A 14,888-nucleotide genomic window follows, 5' to 3' on the forward strand; every position below is an offset into this window, starting at 1 on the left:
TTGGAGGTTTGGGCCCGCCGGAATGGGCACCGGATGTGGGTGGCCGCCATCACCTCCGCCCGGCGGTCCTGAGAAGGAGGCTTCATGCTCATCCTCGGTTTGATCCTGTTGATTCTCGGGTTCCTGCTGAGTATCCCGGTCTTGTGGACGATCGGCATCGTCCTGCTCATCATCGGGGCCGTGCTGTTCCTGCTCGGATCCACCGGCCGCGCCGTCGGCGGACGACGTCATTGGTACTGATCCGGCGCACGCCACAGAACCCCGCGAACCGCCCCGGTTCGCGGGGTTCTGTCCGTCCACGTCGTTACGGTGATCCCATGAAATACGTCGTGATGATCTTCCGGAGTACCGACCGCACCTGGACCGACGAGGACCAGCGTGGGCTCGGCAGGCTGATCAAGCTCGAGAGTGAGCTCGCGGCCAGCGGCGAGCTGGTCAGCTCAGAGGGCCTGCAGCCGCCGGAGGAGGGCCGCATCGTGCGGATCCGTGACGGTGTCCAGGTGGTCACCGACGGCCCGTTCGGCGAGACCAAGGAGCAGCTCGCCGGCTATTTCATGGTCGACGTCGCCGACGACGCGCAGGCCGAGGCGATCGCGGCCCGGGTCTCGGCCGCGGTCGGCGACCGGGTCGAGCTGCGCGGCACGCTGATCTCAGCCTGAGCGGTGCCACGGGAAATCGGCTGAGCGCTTCGCGGTGAACGCCGCGATGCCCTCCGCGAGCTCACCACTGGCGATCGTCTCCCGGTAGCGCCGCAGCGCCGGCGCTTCCGCATCCGTCCCGGCCAGCAGGGCGTTGACCGTCTCCTTGGCCGAGCGGATGGTCAGCTGCGACCGCGACACCATCGTCGCGGCGAACGCCTCGGCCGCCGCCAACGGATCGTCGGCGACGCGATCGACCAGGCCCTTCAGCTCAGCCTCGCCGGCGCTGAGCAGTTCGCCACTGAACAGCAGGTACTTCGTCGTCGCAGGACCAACCAGGTCCAGCAGCACCTTGATCGCATCCGGCGGATAGACGACCCCGATCCGGGCCGGCGTCACTCCGAAGGTCGCGTCCCGTGCCGCGAACCGGAAGTCGCAGTTCACCGCCAGCTCGAGCCCGCCACCGATGCAGTGCCCTCGCACGACGGCGATCGTCGGCTTCGGGAACTCCCGCAAGGCCACCTGCGCCCGCAGGTTGAACGCCCGCAGCTCGGCCATCGGGTCGGCCGGATCGGCTCCGGAGACCAGCTCCCCGATGTCCGCCCCGGCGGAGAAGCTCGGCCCGGCGCCGGTGACGAGCAGGACCTTCACCTCGTCGTCGGCGGCCAGTTCCGCGAGCAGACCGGGCAGCACCTCCCACATCGCGCGCGTCAACGCATTCCGCTTCGCGACGCGGTCGATCACCAGCCGGGCCACCGCCCCGCCCTCGACCCGGAACCCGAGCTCATCCACTCCCGCAGTCAACCAGCAACCCGGCCGCCCCGCCGCGCGCTGGATCACATGGCGCGCTTGACCCGGGACTTGGCGCGCGCCATCCGGAACAGGTAGGCCGGGGTCGGCGGGACCCAGCCGAGCTGCTTCGCCTGACCGAGCTCGTCGCGGTTGGCCCAGTGCTCGACGACCTTGCCGTCCTCCAGCCGGAACCAGTGCGACTGCGTGATCGCGAACGTCTGCCCGGTCGGAGGGAACACGGTGTCCACCGCGCCCGCCGGCGTGTAGACCACGAACGGCGCGACATGCCGCCCGCTCATGGTCGAGTTGATCGCCACCAGGTTGCCGTTGGCAACCACATGGTGGATCTCGTACGCCAGCCCTTCGAACGCGGTCCGCAGCCAGAGTGCTGTCGCGTAGTAACCGGCCGGGCCCCCGACCCGGCACGCCGGCGGCTCGACGTCGTCCTCCCGGTTGACCGCGTCCGGATGGATCAGCGCGTCGAAGTCGGCCCGGTCGCCGTCGGCCATGATGCGGATGGAACGGACGGCGAGCTCACTCGCCGACACGCCTGCTGTGGTACTCATCGCTTCCCCCAATAATTCGATACAGTGTGACTGTACTCAAAAGCATGGGATCGGACATGGCCGAAGTCAAGAGGCAGTACGACGCCACCGGACGGCGCGAGCGCGCCCGGCATCGCCGCCGTGACGTCGTGATCGCGGCGCGCGATCTCTTCGAGACGGACGGTTTCCAGGCGACCACGATCAGTGCGGTGGCGAAGCGGGCCGGCGTCTCGGCCGAGAGCATCTACAAGGGCTTCGGCACCAAGGCCGTGCTGGCGAAGGCCGTCTTCGACTTCGTCATCGCCGGCGACGACGAGCCTGTCCCGATGGCCGAGCGTCCCGAATCCCAGGCCGTCCAGGCCGAGCCCGACGTACGCCGGAAGATCTCGCTGTACGTCGACGGCCTCCTCGTGCGGCAGCAGCGGTCGGCCCGGGTGCAGATCGTGATCCGGGACGGCCGGCTCAGTGACGAGACCCTGCGCGAGACCTGGCAGACGCTGATGGACGAGCGGCTGACCGGGATGACGATGCTCGGCCGCCATCTGCTCGAGACGGGTGACCTGCGCGACGGAATCACCCTCGAGGAGGTCGCCGATGTGCTGTGGACGTACATCTCGGTCGAGCTTTACGAACTCCTGGTTCTGGTCCGCGGATGGTCACCCGAGCGGTACGCCGGGTTACTCAAAAGCGCCGTGATCGACGCTTTGTGTGGACCAAGCGTTTGATCTCAGGACGATCACATCCGGATAGCGGGCAGATCACGCTCGGCACCCGTGGCGGATGTTCGTAATGCGTTAAAACTGTGGGTCGATTGCGAACCCTGCAGGGATCTGTGCTTGACTCCTCCGGTCGATAACGTTTTGGTCTCGGCAGATTGGGTTCTAGAAGTGTCTGCAGGACGGCATAGACAGGCGCGGCACCGTCAACCGCGCTCGAAGGTGATCCGGCCCGGCATCGTGAAGGTGGCGATTCCCGGCGCAGCAGTGGCCCTGGTGGCTACCGGTTCGGCGGCCGCACTCCCTGGTCAGCAAGTCCACCTGAACACCTCGATCGCCAGCTCGTCCCTGCAGCTGGCGCGCGACTCGGCCATCAGCCGGGATGCTCTGCGTCCCCCGCTGGACGTCACCCCTTCGGCTCCGGCTCCGAAGCCGAAGGCGGCCCCGACGGCCAAGCACCTGAAGAAGCAGGCGCCGATCCCCAAGCCGACGCCGACGAAAACCCGCACTGCCGAGCCGCCCAAGGTGACCGGCTCGAAGTACACCACCACCGACGTGAACCTCTGGTCGCTCCCGCTGACCGGCGTCCTGCTGGACGTGCTGCCGAAGGGCACCAAGGTGTCGGTCTCGGGCAAGGTCGACGGCATCTGGGCCGAGGTCGTCAGCGACGGCAAGTCCCGCTGGGTCAAGGCGCAGTACCTGTCCGCCACGAAGCCGGTGGCGAGCACGGCGGGTGCCATCTCCCAGGCCGCCTGCAAGTCCGGTTCGTCGGTCGAGGACGGGCTGACCCAGGACGCGATCCGCGTCCACCGCGCGGTCTGCGCCAAGTTCCCGGACATCTCGTCGTACGGCGGTCTGCGGTCCGGCGACAGCGGTTCGGAGCACTCCAGTGGCCGCGCGCTCGACATCATGGTCAGCGGTTCGGAGGGCCAGGAGGTCGCCGACTGGCTGCACGCGAACTACAAGAAGCTCGGCATCAGCCAGCTGATCTGGTCGCAGCACATCTGGACGGTCCAGCGCAGCAGCGAAGGCTGGCGTTCGATGGAGGACCGCGGCAGCACCACCGCGAACCACTACGACCACGTGCACGTGAGCGTGTACGGCAACTCGGGCACAGTCTGAGCCGAGCGGTCTCGAGCGAACCGGTCCCCAGCCCTCCCGGGGACCGGTTCGCTGTGTTCAGGGGCGGATGTTCGCATTCAGGTGGAAGAAGTTCGCCGGGTCGTAGGCCCGCTTGACCTCCCGCAGCCGGCGCAGGTCGTCCGGTGCGTACGCGGTGTCCGCGCGACCGGGGTCGCCGAGGAAGTTCACGAACGTGCGGCCCGAGTTCGGCACCAGGTCCGCCGCGACCTCCCGGTCGATGATCAGCGAGTACGACGCTCCGCGGTGACCGACCGGTCCGGCGCCGGGACCCGGGTGAGCCATCGCGCCACCCCAGTGCCGGATCTCGACGGTCGGTGCTTCCTCGTTCTCGAAGCCGGTGACCGCGTCGATCACGTCGTCGGTCAGCGTGTCCAGGAAGTCGAGGTGCCGGGCCGGCGTACCTCCCATCGCGGCCTCGCCGTACTCCAGGGTGCGTAGCTCGCCGGCCAGTCGCGGTCCGGCGACCTCGAACAGCGGCTTCAGCAGGTGTTCGGCCAGTTCGGCGTCACCGGCGTACAGGACCTTGATCGCGACGGCGCGCTGTTCGGTGCCGGGTACCCGGGTCAGGACGACGGCGGTGCTCAGTTCGTTGGGGATCGTGGCGGTCCAGTCGCGGTACCGGCGCAGGATGTCGGCGGCGCGGTCGATGCCGTAGTACACGATGCCGGCGTGGACCTGGCGGACCGGGTACAGCCGGAACTCCAGCGAGGTGACGATGCCGAAGTTGCCGGTGCCGCCGCGGATCGCCCAGAACAGGTCCGGGTGGTGTTCGGCGCTCGCGGTGACGAACCGTCCGTCCGCGGTGACGACCTCGGCCCGGATCACGCTGTCGGCCGCGAAGCCGTACTTGCGCGCCAGCCAACCGACCCCGCCGCCGAGCGTGTAGCCGGTGACACCGACGTCGCGGTGCGATCCGGACAGCGGCGCCAGCCCGAACTGACCGGCCGCGTCCAGCACAGCACCCCAGCGCGCACCCGACGCGACCTTGGCGACCCGGCGCTCCGGGTCGACCAGCACGGTCGTCATCTGCGTCGTCTTCAGCAGGATCCCGCCGTCGGCCGGTACACGCGTCCCGTGACCGGTGGCCTGCACCGCGATCGGTACGCCGTACTCGCGCGCCGTCCACACTGCCGCCTGTACGTCGGTCCGGCTGTAGGCCTCGGCGACCACCAACGGCCGCGAGTCCACTGTCGGGACCACAGACTTCCGCTGTACGTCGTACTCCGTCTCACCCGGCAGCCGGATGGCGCCGTTGAACCCGGCCCCCAGCAGCCCTGCCACCACATCACTCGCAACCGGCACCAGCGCCTGCGTCGACATCCGAACCACTCCCTCGCCGTATCCGCTTCTAAAGACACGTCGAAGGACCGGTCCCGTTATCGACACCCCCAGCAAACTTGTCTCGATGACACACACAGTCGAGGCTGACGACTCGGTCCTCACCAAGCACTACACGTCCTGGTCCCGCGACGAACCGGGTCGCGAATGGGCGGCTCTCACCTTGCTGTCGCGCCAGGTCCCGGACCTCGTACCTGCTCCGCTGGCGCGCGGGACCGACTCACAGCCGTGGGTCTCGATGTCGGTTCTCCCAGGTCTGCCGCTCGGCGGCTCGCTCACTCCTGAGCAGCTCGACGGGCTGGGCGAGGCGCTCGGGGCGCTGTGGTCGACCGATCCTGACGGCCTCCCGTCGGTCGGCGTCCCGGCAGTGATCGATCGGACCTCGCGCTCGCTCGCCGTACTGCGCGAAGGCGACGGCGTGATCGCGGACGCGGCCACGGCGGCCGCCGATTGGCTCGGGACCGCGGTGGAGGTGCTGACCGCGGTTCAGGATCCGGTGGTGGGCCACGGCGATCCGAACCTGGCGAACTACCTCTGGGACGGGACCCGGATCCGGATCGTCGACTTCGAGGACGCCGGGCTCGGCGACCTCACGCTCGAGCTCGCCAATCTCGTCGAGCACCTGTCCGGCCGCGAGACGGACTGGAGCACGCTGCTGTCACGCTTCCCCGTCGATCCGGAGCGCTTCCGTGCCGCCCGCTCACTGTGGGCCGCGTTCTCGCTGACGCTCATCGGACCCGGCGGGCCGAGCGCCGCCCGGAACCCTCCCGGTACGGCGGAGGCCCAGGCGGAGCGCGTGATGTCCCTGGTCAGGCCGACAGCTTGAGCTGCTGGGTGCGGTCGACGTCGGCGAGGATGTTGATCTCGGTGATCCTGCCGTTCACGACGGTGATGTCCATGACGCCCATCACCCGGCCGTTGAGGACCGTGACGGTTCCCGGCATGCCGTTGATCAGGGCGTGCTCGGTGTGCGGCGCCATCCGGGTGAACAGCAGCGCCTGCTCGACCACGGCGCGGGCACCGCGGACCAGCTTGGAGACCGCCGGTCCGGCGTACTCCGCCGACGCCGCGCCCGCATCGGCCCGCAGTACGACGTCCGGGTCGAGCAGCTCGAGCAGGGCCTCGAAGTCGCCACCGCGCGACGCGGCGAGGAACGCGTCGACGATCTCCCGCTGACGCCCCGGATCGCCGTCGCCGGCCGGCGCGCCGTGGACCCGGCGCCGCGCCCGGCTGGCGAGCTGTCGCGTCGCGGCCGGCGACTTGTCCACAATCTGCGCGATCTCGTCGAAGCTGACCCCGAACATGTCGTGCAGGACGAAGGCCAGCCGCTCCGCCGGCGCCAGCGTCTCAAGAACGACGAGCATCGCCAGACCGACCGCATCAGCCTGGACTGCCTGGTCCTCCGGGCTCGGACCGTTATCCTGCCGGATCGAGATCGGGTCCGGCACGAACGTGTCCAGCGAGTCTTCCCGCCGCGACTTGCGGCTGCGCAGCATGTCCAGACAGACCCGCGACACCACCGTGGTCAGCCAACCGGCCAGATTGCCGACGCCACTCACGTCCGACCGGTTCAGCCGCAGCCATGCTTCCTGTACAGCGTCCTCGGCCTCCGTGAGCGAACCGAGCATTCGGTACGCGACAGCTCGCAGCTGTCCCCGGTGCTGCTCGAACTCTCGCGCCAGCTGGTGGGTGTCGTTCACAGGGCCTCCCTCATCCCGGTCCACCTCATCTGACGGATCGGGCCACCATGATGTGACAAGACGGTCCGAGGACCCATCATGGGGGCATGCCCACGACCCGTGGTGAGCTGGTCTTCGAGGACCGCTTCGAGGGTGCCGCACTGGATGAGTCGGTGTGGTCGCCGTACTACCTGCCGCACTGGAGCTCCCGCGCAGCGTCTGAAGCCTCGTACACCCTGGGTGACTCAGGTTTGACCCTCAGCATCCCTGCGGGCCAGGGACTTTGGTGTTCCGGGGACCACAAGCCGGATCTGCGGGTGTCGGGGATCCAGTCCGGCAACTACTCCGGCCCGGTGGGGAGCACTGTCGGACAGCAGCCGTACCGCGAGGGTCTGGTCGTCCAGGAAGAGCAGCCGCCGTTCTGGGGCTGGACTCCAAACGGCGGGTACGTCGAACTCCGGGCGCGGGCCGACATCAGTGCACGCTCGATGGTGTCGCTGTAGATGGTCGGGCTGGAGGACAGTCCGGAGCGGTGCGGGGAGATCTGCGTGATGGAAGTGTTCGGCGATGCGGTCGTCCCCGGCGAGACCACCTCGGTGGGGATGGGCCTGAAGACCATCCGCGACCCGTCGGTGCCGCAGGACTTCGAGGCGGTCCCGCTCCCGATCGACCTGCGCGACTTCCACACGTACGCCGTCGAGTGGACCGCCGGCCAGGCCGACTTCTCCGTCGATGACGCTCCGATCCGCACCTGCGCGGGTGCCCCGTCGTACCCGCTGCAGCTCATGCTCGCCGTCTTCGACTTCCCCGACCGCAGCATCGGCAACGACGACGCCCTGGTCCCCACCTTCACCGTCGACCACATCCGCGGCTGGAACGTCGCGCAGGAGCTCGTCGCCTAGAGATTGCGCTGCGGATGATTGCTTGACTATCGTCACTGCCATGTTCCTGCGCGCGGGTATGTGGTGGGCCGTCGACTAGACGGCTGCTTCCGCGTGTAACCAACCGGCCGTCTCCTGCGAGGCGGCCGTTGTCATGTCCTCGTGGGCGGCCCAGCACCCCTGAGGATTGCCGATGGCAACAACGCTCCGGACCTGGTCCGGACTCATCTCCGCCCTGCTGGCCGGCTCCGACCTGACCGAGGCGGACACCGGCTGGGCGATGGACCAGTTGGTGCTGGGCGAGGCGTCGCCGGCGCAGATCTCCGGCTTCCTGATCGCACTGCGCGCCAAGGGCGAGACCGCCGCCGAGATCACAGGGCTGGCCACGGTACTGCGCTCGCACGCCACGCCGGTGCGGATCGGCGGACCGTTCGTGGACATCGTCGGGACCGGCGGCGACCGGACCGGGGTGGTCAACATCTCCACGATGGCCGCTGTGGTTGCGGCGTCGACCGGCGTGACCGTGGTCAAGCACGGCGGGCGGGCCGCGTCCTCGTCGGCGGGCGGCTCGGCCGATCTGGTCGAGCATCTGGGCGTACCGCTCGACCTGTCCGCGGTGGACGCGGCCCGGGTGGCGGCCGAGGCCGGACTGACCTATCTGTTCGCGCCTCGCTTCAATCCGGCCTTACGACATGTTGCGGTAGTACGCCGTGAGCTCGCAGTACCGACGGCCTTCAACGTGCTGGCGCCGCTGCTGAACCCGGCGGACCCGCAGCACGCGTTGGTCGGCGTTGCGAACCCGCAGATGCTGCCGGTGATCGCTCAAGCCCTTGCGCAGCAAGGGAAGACGGCTCTGGTCGCACGCGGCGATGACGGACTCGACAAGCTGACCACCACTGGATACTCCCGCGTGTGGGTGGTGTCCGGTGGGACAGCGTCGGAGGTGGTGTTCGATCCGCGGTCGCTCGGGTTGAGACCGTCGTCGTTGGCTGAGTTGCGTGGCGGTGACGCTGCGTTCAACGCCCGGGTACTGCGGGATCTCGTCGACGGTGAGTCCGGTCCGGTGCGGGACGTCGTACTGCTGAATGCCGCTGCGGCTCTGGTCACGCTGGAGCTCGGGACCGGTCTGCTGCTGCAGCAGCTGGCTGACTGTTTGGAACGGTGTCGCGAGGCCGTGGACAGTGGGAAGGCCGCTGACACATTGGAGCGCTGGACGTTAGCGTGCAGGTGATGCATGAGCTCTTGGATGCGGCACGTGCCGGTGATCAGGACGCCTTCGGACAGCTGGTGGGGCCGTGGCGTGGGGAGTTGCATGCGCACTGCTACCGGATGCTCGGGTCCGATGCCGACGCGGAGGACGCCGTCCAGGAGACGCTGCTGCGGGCGTGGAACGGTCTGCGCGGGTACGACGATCGCGGATCGATCCGGCCGTGGCTCTACAAGATCGCCACGAACCGCTGTCTCACGCTGATCGAACGGCGTGGGCGGCGGGAGCTTCCGGTCGATTTCGACGGCCGCAGCGAGGTCCTGTGGATGGAGCCTTATCCGCAGAGCCGGCTGGAGTGGACTGCCTCGCTGAGTCCAGAGGCGCGAGTGCTGGCGCTGGAGTCGGTGGAGCTGGCGTTCGTGGCGTCGCTGCAGCACTTGTCCGCGCTCCAACGGGCAGTGCTGCTGTTGCGCGACGTACTGGCGTTCGCTGCTCGTGAAGTGGCCGAGCTGCTGGAGACGTCGGTTGCCGCGGTCAACAGTGCGCTGCAACGGGCTCGGGCGGTCGTGAGCTCAGTGCCTCGTCAGCAGTCTGCACTGCCTGAGGCCGCGGAGCGTGACCTGGTACGCCGGTACATGGCCGCGTGGGAGGCGGGTGACGTCGACACGATCGTGGCGATGCTGGCGGAGGACGCGAAGTACTCGATGCCGCCGCTGCCGGAGTGGTTCACCGGTCGGGCTGCGATCCGCTCCTTCCTGGTCGACGGGCCGCTGCGAGACGAGTGGCGGTTCCTGCCGGCGCGGGCGAACGGGCAGCTCGCGTTCGGGACGTACCTGTGGGACGGGTCGCGCTTCGTGCCGGGTGGGCTCGACGTACTGGTGCTGCGCGGGCCGGAGATCGTCGAGGTCGTCTCGTTCCTGGAGGCGGATTTCCCGTCGTTCGGGCTGCCGTCGTCGCTGTCGCGATGAGTTTCCGCCGGGCGCCGGGTTGTAGGCGGTGACAGTTCCTTCGGAAGGACGGACGAGAGATGACCGACGAGCAGGAGATCCGCACGCTGATCGAGAACTGGGTCACCGCGGTCCACGCCGGCGACCTGGACGCGGTCCTGGCCGACCACGCCGGCGACATCGTGATGTACGACGTACCGCCGCCGTACGACGGGGTGCGCGGGATGGAGGCATATCGCGAGACCTGGCCCGGGTTCTTCGAGTGGCAACGCGCCGGGGCGTCGTTCGCGCTGGAGTCGCTGGAGGTGGTGGCGGGGGCGGATGTCGCGTTCGCCTTTGCGTTGCTGCGGTGCGGGACGGTGGCCGAGTTGGAGGCTCAGCCCGAATTGCGGCTCCGGCTGACGATCGGTCTGCGGAAGCAGGACGGCCGGTGGGTCGTGACGCACGAGCACCACTCGTTCCCGCATGACGACGTACCACCGGCTGTGGCTGTTGCAGACATACGCGATGTGTTCGACGGCTGGTCTGTTGGCACCGCCGCCGGCGACTTGGACGCGTTGATGGAGCCGGTCGCCGAGGACGTCGTGTCCTATGAGGTCGACGGCAACTACACCGGCAAGGCGGCCGTCCGCTCGGTGTGCGCGGCGGGTCTCGACTCCAGTCCGAACCCGATCAGCTTTGTGGTGCCCGACTTCGACTTGGCGGTGAGCGGCAACCTGGCTGTCGCCTGGTCGATCGACCACGTCACCGCGGACGGCACCGAGACCATCTCCCGCGCGACCCGCGTCCTCCGTAAGACCGCTGACGGCTGGCGAGTGGTCCACCAGCACCTGTCGTATCCAGCGCGTGCCTAGGCTCGTGGCATGGAGCCTGCCGTGTCTCTCCGTCCGCTGGTGCTGTCCGATGTGGCGACGTACGCCCTCTGGGGACTGGACCGGCGGTTCTGCGAGCACGCCGGCTGGACCGTCGACCTCCCACTGCCCGACCACGAGGCCCACTGGCACGAGCTGGTCACCCGGCCACCTTCCGACCTCCTGCGCCTCGCGGCAGTCGCCGGCGAGGAGGTGGTCGGGTACGTCGACCTCCATGGCGAGGAGCCGCGTCGGCGTGAACTCGGGTACGTCGTCGGCCCGTCCGCGCGCTGGGGGCAGGGCCTCGGCTCTACCGTCGCCCGCCTCGGCCTCGTGCACGGCTTCGACGCCCTGGACCTCCGGGAGATCTGGGCCGAGGCCGTGGATGCGAACCGGCCCTCGATCCGCATCCTCACCGCCCTGGGCATGACCGAGACCGGCCGCGGCCACGACGAGCTCTTCCTCGGCGTCCCGTCCTTCTACCGCCAGTTCGCCATCGCCAGAACGTCGTGGGAACTCGCTAGCGGCCGGCCACTCTGAGGATCGTTTCGGCCACGAGGGCCGGGTCCCGGAGGCTCGGGAGGTGGTCGACGCCGGGCATCCAGATGAACTCGGCATCCTGGATCCGTGCCGCGGTCGCACCCGCAACCGCGACCACGATCGGTTGGTCCTTGTCGCCCACCATCACGACGGTCGGTTGTCGCACCTCGTGCAACCTGTCATAGACAGGCGGATCCGGTCGAAGGTGTTCATCTTCCGACAGCCAGCCGGGGACGGCTGCACGCAACTGGCCAACCGCCGCGTCGTCATGGCCGGCCGCGGCCCCGATCCTCAGTCCGAACCGCACGAGGCCTTCGATATCGTCGGCGGACTTGAGCGCCTCGTACTCCGCGTCCAGCTCGGGCTCGTCAGGCCTCGGGAACCCCGGCACCCCCGGACAGAGCAGCACCAGCCCCTGCACTCGTCCGGGATCCGTTAGCGCGAGGCTGAGCGCCGTACCGCCACCCATGGAGCACCCGACCAGCACCACCCGCTCGAGCTGCAACTGGTCCAGCACCACCACCAGATCCTCGAGCCGCGAGTACCCACTGGTCGGAGCCTCCGATCGCCCGTACCCACGCACGTCGTACCGCACCACCCGATGCCGTGCAGTCACCTCCGGCATCACCGGATCCCACACCCGCGAATCCCCGATCCCAGGATGCAGCAACACCACCGCCACCCCATCCCCCGCCACATGCTCCGCCCAAACCTCGCCACCCACAACGGGAATCCTCAGCTCCATACCCCCACCCTGTCAGCCGAACCGTGCCAGGTAGTGCCACACCCGCTTCAGATCCTGCGCGTCGTACCGACCAGCAGCCTCACCAATAACCCGCGGAGTCAGCACCCCATCCACCGCGATCCGCGCCCCCACCTCGACGTACTGCACCGCCCGTCGTGTCAGGTCCATGGCAGTCCAGAGCGGAGGATGCCGGTGCGGTTTTGCCAGTGGCGGCCGGAGTGTAGGTGGGTTACGTAGGCGCGTTGGAGGGTGGTGGTTTGCGGGACTTGGGCCAGGGCTTCGTCGTTCAGCGGACCGTCGGGGACTGGCAGGTGGAGGCCTAGGCGCATTAGTTCGCGGTCGCCTTCTGCGGGGTCGTCGGGCGGCACCAGCGGGAGGAGATTGAAGCGCCGCTGGAAGCGGATGATGTTGGAGTCTGGTCGCAGGTACTCGGCCAGCTGCGGGTCGAGCAGCCACGACGTACAGACGAACGCCGTCAACGGTTCCTCCGGATACCAGCGGGCGAACGACTCGGCTGCTGTGGCAACGGACCGTTCGGAAGCCTGCGCGTCCAGCGGACCGATGGGCGGGATGTGCATCATCAGCACGTGTCCGGAGACACCGTCTCCGAGGCCCAGTTGCGCGCGGGTGAAATCGTGGCGGCCGATCTCGTAGTCCGCACCGCGAAACCTCAGCGGCGGTCCCCAGAGGTACATCAGCCCCACGCCGGCCCGACCGGTGATCTGACGATGAGTCGCCATCACACCTCCCAGTGCGGAGACCGTTGCGATGCTCACCGACTCCGGAACACCCCGCTTCGCGTGCAGCTCGAGCAGCCGAGGCAGATGGGCCAGCAACGCCCACGCGGCGGCGAACAACCCCACCGGCGATGCCGAGGCAGGCACAGTAGGCCACGCTTTGAAGCCGGTCGACGGGACTGGCTGACCCATCTCCTGGTCGAGCTGACCAGCCATGGCTGACATGACAGCCCACCAGTCCGGATCGCGCACGGGGTCCGGTCGCGCCGCGAGCATCTCCCGACGATCGGCCGCGGCCACTCCGCAGTACTCCATCAGCGACTCGGCCTCATCCGGCAGCTGCACTTCCTCGCCGACAGGCAATCCCCGCAGCCACGCACGATCCGCCGCCCCGAACCCGAGCCGCTGTGCCGCACCATCTACATCCACGGCCACATCCACGTCCGCATCTCTTCACCGAGGCCGATCACTCACCTCGACCCCAGCACGGGCCGCGGTCGAAAAGCACGACTCGTGTGAGCCACATCACAGGCCGGAGTTCCTCCGGTAGGCGCCCGGCGTGATGCCGTACTCGCGCTTGAAGGCAGCGGCGAAGGCGTACTCGGTCGCGTACCCGACCCGGTCTGCGATCTGCGCGAGCAAGAGGTCCGTACTGCGTAGCAATTGGCCGGCGACGGTCAGGCGCCACCAGGTGAGGTAGGTGACGGGCGACTGACCGACGAGGTGCTTGAAGCGTTTGGCGAACGCCGCCCGCGACAGTCCGACCAGATCCGCAAGATCCGCGACCGTCCACGACCTGTCGGGTTGGTCGTGGATCGTGCTGAGCGCCTTGCCCACGAAGACGTCGGCGAGAGCGGTGCTCCAGGCGACATCCGGGTGTTCCGCGTGCCAGGTGCGCAGGACCTGGATGAACAGGAGGTCGAGCAGGGACGAGACCGCCGCGTCACTCCCCGGACGACGAGCCGCCAACTCACCGGCGAGGAGAGAAACGGTGGCACCGAGATCACCCTCGCGGCCGAGACGTGCCGGCAGATGCAGTACGTCGGGAAGCCTGCCCAGCAGGGGATGACGTCGCCCCTGATCGAAGAAGTAGACGCCGCACAGCATGACCGACCGGGGACCTGCCGACCGCGGCCCGTCCGGTCCGATGACCACCACGCCATCGTCGTACTGTCCCGATGAATCGTCGACCAACTGCCTGACCTCCCGCGCCGGATCGTCGGCGAGGACGTGGTCGGAGCCGGCCGGCAGCAGGAGTACGTCGCCCACCGCGAGCGAGGTGATCGCGCCTCCAGGGCTGACGAGGTACACGGATCCTTCGAGGATCAGGTGGAGACCGGCGCCCGGGACAGCCGAGTACCGCCGGGCCCACGGCGGATGGCACTCGACGACGAACGATCTCGGTCGGCCCATCCGCGTCGCGGAGACGAGCTGGCTCAACACGTCCATATTGCACAGCCTAGTCGAAGACGCTCGCGTATTTTTCCGAGCTGCTCACGCATGGAGAGGGTTCGGCCTGGCGACTAGCGTCGACCGCAGAGTCAATCCGGTGAAAGGCAGACACAGTGACCAAGATCGCGATCATCCTCGGCAGCACGCGCCCGGGCCGTCTCGGCGAAGGCGTCGCCGCGTGGGTGTACGAGCAGGCGCGCCAGCACGGCGGGGCCGAGTTCGAGTTGATCGACCTCAAGACGCTCGAGCTCCCGCTGCTCGACGAGCCCGGGGTGCCCATGATGGGCCGCGGGCAGCAACCACACACCATCCGCTGGGCCGAGATCGTCGAACGCTTCGACGGTTTCGTGTTCGTCACCGCGGAGTACAACCACGGAGTCCCGGCCGCCCTCAAGAACGCCCTGGACTTCCTGTACGCCGAGTGGAACCACAAGGCCGCGGGCTTCGTGAGCTACGGAGCCGATGGCGGCGCGAGGGCGGTCGAACAGCTTCGCCAGGTGATGGCCCAGCTGCGGATCGCGGACGTCGGCCCCCAGGTGACACTGAGCCTGGCCACCGACTTCGTCGCCTACAGCGAGTTCAAGCCGCAGGCCCACCAGGACGCCAACCTGAAAGCCGTCCTCGACGAGGTCATCACCTGGTCCGAAGCCCTCCGCGACGTCCGGTCCGCAGCCTGA

Annotated in this window: 20 protein-coding genes; 12 read left to right on the forward strand and 8 right to left on the reverse strand. The window is 68.4% G+C overall.

Features of this window, described 5'->3' with window-relative positions; translation table 11 throughout:
* Positions 1 to 84: 84 nt before the first annotated feature.
* Entirely contained in the window at positions 85 to 240 is a 156-nt protein-coding gene (locus E0H75_RS42885) for a DUF6131 family protein (protein ID WP_165553422.1), read from the forward strand.
* Between the two features lie 77 nt (positions 241 to 317).
* Positions 318 to 659, forward strand: coding sequence for a YciI family protein (locus E0H75_RS03055; RefSeq protein WP_131511480.1), 342 nt, complete (start codon positions 318 to 320; stop codon positions 657 to 659).
* On the opposite strand, the gene E0H75_RS03060 is transcribed toward E0H75_RS03055, so the two are convergent.
* Positions 651 to 1,430, reverse strand: coding sequence for an enoyl-CoA hydratase/isomerase family protein (locus tag E0H75_RS03060; protein WP_131511481.1), 780 nt, complete (start codon positions 1,428 to 1,430; stop codon positions 651 to 653). The two genes, E0H75_RS03055 and E0H75_RS03060, sit on opposite strands and share 9 nt — an antisense overlap.
* Positions 1,431 to 1,474: 44 nt before the next feature.
* Positions 1,475 to 1,996, reverse strand: coding sequence for an ester cyclase (locus E0H75_RS03065; RefSeq protein ID WP_131511482.1), 522 nt, complete (start codon positions 1,994 to 1,996; stop codon positions 1,475 to 1,477).
* Between the two features lie 56 nt (positions 1,997 to 2,052).
* On the opposite strand from E0H75_RS03065, the gene E0H75_RS03070 reads away from it, so the two are divergent.
* Together E0H75_RS03070 and E0H75_RS03075 are read left to right on the forward strand one after the other, a co-directional pair.
* A complete protein-coding gene (locus E0H75_RS03070) occupies positions 2,053 to 2,700 on the forward strand; it encodes a TetR/AcrR family transcriptional regulator (protein WP_131511483.1) in 648 nt (215 codons plus the stop codon).
* Positions 2,701 to 2,967: 267 nt separating this feature from the next.
* Positions 2,968 to 3,813 (forward strand): VldE C-terminal domain-containing protein, encoded by an 846-nt coding sequence (locus E0H75_RS03075; RefSeq protein ID WP_238162789.1) that lies wholly within the window; start codon positions 2,968 to 2,970, stop codon positions 3,811 to 3,813.
* A 57-nt stretch (positions 3,814 to 3,870) separates the two neighbouring features.
* On the opposite strand, the gene E0H75_RS03080 is transcribed toward E0H75_RS03075, so the two are convergent.
* Positions 3,871 to 5,154, reverse strand: a complete 1,284-nt coding sequence (locus E0H75_RS03080; protein WP_131511485.1) for an FAD-binding oxidoreductase — start codon at positions 5,152 to 5,154, stop codon at positions 3,871 to 3,873.
* Between the two features lie 85 nt (positions 5,155 to 5,239).
* Between E0H75_RS03080 and E0H75_RS03085 the strand changes: the two genes are divergently transcribed.
* Positions 5,240 to 5,998, forward strand: coding sequence for a phosphotransferase family protein (locus tag E0H75_RS03085; protein WP_165553424.1), 759 nt, complete (start codon positions 5,240 to 5,242; stop codon positions 5,996 to 5,998).
* Here E0H75_RS03085 and E0H75_RS03090 read toward each other — a convergent pair.
* Positions 5,982 to 6,872, reverse strand: a complete 891-nt coding sequence (locus tag E0H75_RS03090; RefSeq protein WP_131511487.1) for a sigma-70 family RNA polymerase sigma factor — start codon at positions 6,870 to 6,872, stop codon at positions 5,982 to 5,984. The genes E0H75_RS03085 and E0H75_RS03090 overlap by 17 nt on opposite strands.
* A gap of 86 nt (positions 6,873 to 6,958) precedes the next feature.
* Here E0H75_RS03090 and E0H75_RS43480 point away from each other — a divergent pair, with 86 nt between their 5' ends.
* The 6 genes from E0H75_RS43480 to E0H75_RS03115 all read left to right on the forward strand — a co-directional run bounded on the left by E0H75_RS43480 (position 6,959) and on the right by E0H75_RS03115 (position 11,277).
* Positions 6,959 to 7,354, forward strand: a complete 396-nt coding sequence (locus tag E0H75_RS43480) for a LamG domain-containing protein (protein ID WP_202872809.1) — start codon at positions 6,959 to 6,961, stop codon at positions 7,352 to 7,354.
* Positions 7,355 to 7,753 (forward strand): glycoside hydrolase family 16 protein, encoded by a 399-nt coding sequence (locus E0H75_RS43485; protein WP_202872810.1) that lies wholly within the window; start codon positions 7,355 to 7,357, stop codon positions 7,751 to 7,753.
* Positions 7,754 to 7,925: 172 nt separating this feature from the next.
* Positions 7,926 to 8,963, forward strand: coding sequence for an anthranilate phosphoribosyltransferase (trpD, locus tag E0H75_RS03100; RefSeq protein WP_131511488.1), 1,038 nt, complete (start codon positions 7,926 to 7,928; stop codon positions 8,961 to 8,963).
* Positions 8,963 to 9,907, forward strand: a complete 945-nt coding sequence (locus tag E0H75_RS03105; RefSeq protein WP_131511489.1) for a sigma-70 family RNA polymerase sigma factor — start codon at positions 8,963 to 8,965, stop codon at positions 9,905 to 9,907. Before trpD ends, E0H75_RS03105 begins: the two co-directional genes overlap by 1 nt.
* 59 nt (positions 9,908 to 9,966) lie before the next feature.
* Positions 9,967 to 10,740 carry a YybH family protein gene (locus tag E0H75_RS03110; protein WP_131511490.1) on the forward strand — a complete coding sequence of 258 codons (774 nt, stop codon included), beginning with the start codon at positions 9,967 to 9,969 and terminating at the stop codon, positions 10,738 to 10,740.
* 9 nt (positions 10,741 to 10,749) lie between these two features.
* Entirely contained in the window at positions 10,750 to 11,277 is a 528-nt protein-coding gene (locus tag E0H75_RS03115) for a GNAT family N-acetyltransferase (RefSeq protein ID WP_131511491.1), read from the forward strand.
* Here E0H75_RS03115 and E0H75_RS03120 read toward each other — a convergent pair.
* The 4 genes from E0H75_RS03120 to E0H75_RS03135 form a co-directional block, all read right to left on the reverse strand.
* Positions 11,258 to 12,022 (reverse strand): alpha/beta fold hydrolase, encoded by a 765-nt coding sequence (locus E0H75_RS03120; protein WP_131511492.1) that lies wholly within the window; start codon positions 12,020 to 12,022, stop codon positions 11,258 to 11,260. The genes E0H75_RS03115 and E0H75_RS03120 overlap by 20 nt on opposite strands.
* Positions 12,023 to 12,034: 12 nt before the next feature.
* Positions 12,035 to 12,190, reverse strand: a complete 156-nt coding sequence (locus tag E0H75_RS03125) for a hypothetical protein (RefSeq protein ID WP_202872811.1) — start codon at positions 12,188 to 12,190, stop codon at positions 12,035 to 12,037.
* Positions 12,181 to 13,200: an acyltransferase domain-containing protein gene (locus E0H75_RS03130; RefSeq protein WP_165553426.1), complete on the reverse strand. Its 1,020-nt coding sequence runs from the start codon at positions 13,198 to 13,200 to the stop codon at positions 12,181 to 12,183. The genes E0H75_RS03125 and E0H75_RS03130 overlap by 10 nt, the downstream gene beginning before the upstream one ends.
* Positions 13,201 to 13,284: 84 nt before the next feature.
* The gene (locus E0H75_RS03135; RefSeq protein ID WP_131511494.1) at positions 13,285 to 14,208 is read right to left on the reverse strand and encodes an AraC family transcriptional regulator; all 924 of its coding nucleotides are present in this window, start codon (positions 14,206 to 14,208) and stop codon (positions 13,285 to 13,287) included.
* Between the two features lie 116 nt (positions 14,209 to 14,324).
* Between E0H75_RS03135 and E0H75_RS03140 the strand changes: the two genes are divergently transcribed.
* Positions 14,325 to 14,888, forward strand: coding sequence for an NADPH-dependent FMN reductase (locus E0H75_RS03140; protein ID WP_131511495.1), 564 nt, complete (start codon positions 14,325 to 14,327; stop codon positions 14,886 to 14,888).

Origin of the sequence: Kribbella capetownensis, from assembly GCF_004331485.1 — a bacterium.
Lineage (GTDB): Bacteria > Actinomycetota > Actinomycetes > Propionibacteriales > Kribbellaceae > Kribbella > Kribbella capetownensis.

What these genes read in the sequence shown, in the direction of transcription:
- trpD (WP_131511488.1), top strand. Translation starts at nt 7,926, where the DNA reads ATGGCAACAACGCTCCGGACCTGGTCCGGACTCATCTCCGCCCTGCTG.
- E0H75_RS03070 (WP_131511483.1), top strand. Translation starts at nt 2,053, where the DNA reads ATGGCCGAAGTCAAGAGGCAGTACGACGCCACCGGACGGCGCGAGCGC.
- E0H75_RS43480 (WP_202872809.1), top strand. Translation starts at nt 6,959, where the DNA reads ATGCCCACGACCCGTGGTGAGCTGGTCTTCGAGGACCGCTTCGAGGGT.
- E0H75_RS03135 (WP_131511494.1), bottom strand. Translation starts at nt 14,208, where the DNA reads ATGGACGTGTTGAGCCAGCTCGTCTCCGCGACGCGGATGGGCCGACCG.
- E0H75_RS03065 (WP_131511482.1), bottom strand. Translation starts at nt 1,996, where the DNA reads ATGAGTACCACAGCAGGCGTGTCGGCGAGTGAGCTCGCCGTCCGTTCC.
- E0H75_RS43485 (WP_202872810.1), top strand. Translation starts at nt 7,355, where the DNA reads ATGGTCGGGCTGGAGGACAGTCCGGAGCGGTGCGGGGAGATCTGCGTG.
- E0H75_RS42885 (WP_165553422.1), top strand. Translation starts at nt 85, where the DNA reads ATGCTCATCCTCGGTTTGATCCTGTTGATTCTCGGGTTCCTGCTGAGT.
- E0H75_RS03120 (WP_131511492.1), bottom strand. Translation starts at nt 12,022, where the DNA reads ATGGAGCTGAGGATTCCCGTTGTGGGTGGCGAGGTTTGGGCGGAGCAT.
- E0H75_RS03080 (WP_131511485.1), bottom strand. Translation starts at nt 5,154, where the DNA reads ATGTCGACGCAGGCGCTGGTGCCGGTTGCGAGTGATGTGGTGGCAGGG.
- E0H75_RS03115 (WP_131511491.1), top strand. Translation starts at nt 10,750, where the DNA reads ATGGAGCCTGCCGTGTCTCTCCGTCCGCTGGTGCTGTCCGATGTGGCG.
- E0H75_RS03055 (WP_131511480.1), top strand. Translation starts at nt 318, where the DNA reads ATGAAATACGTCGTGATGATCTTCCGGAGTACCGACCGCACCTGGACC.
- E0H75_RS03110 (WP_131511490.1), top strand. Translation starts at nt 9,967, where the DNA reads ATGACCGACGAGCAGGAGATCCGCACGCTGATCGAGAACTGGGTCACC.
- E0H75_RS03105 (WP_131511489.1), top strand. Translation starts at nt 8,963, where the DNA reads ATGCATGAGCTCTTGGATGCGGCACGTGCCGGTGATCAGGACGCCTTC.
- E0H75_RS03085 (WP_165553424.1), top strand. Translation starts at nt 5,240, where the DNA reads ATGACACACACAGTCGAGGCTGACGACTCGGTCCTCACCAAGCACTAC.
- E0H75_RS03125 (WP_202872811.1), bottom strand. Translation starts at nt 12,190, where the DNA reads ATGGACCTGACACGACGGGCGGTGCAGTACGTCGAGGTGGGGGCGCGG.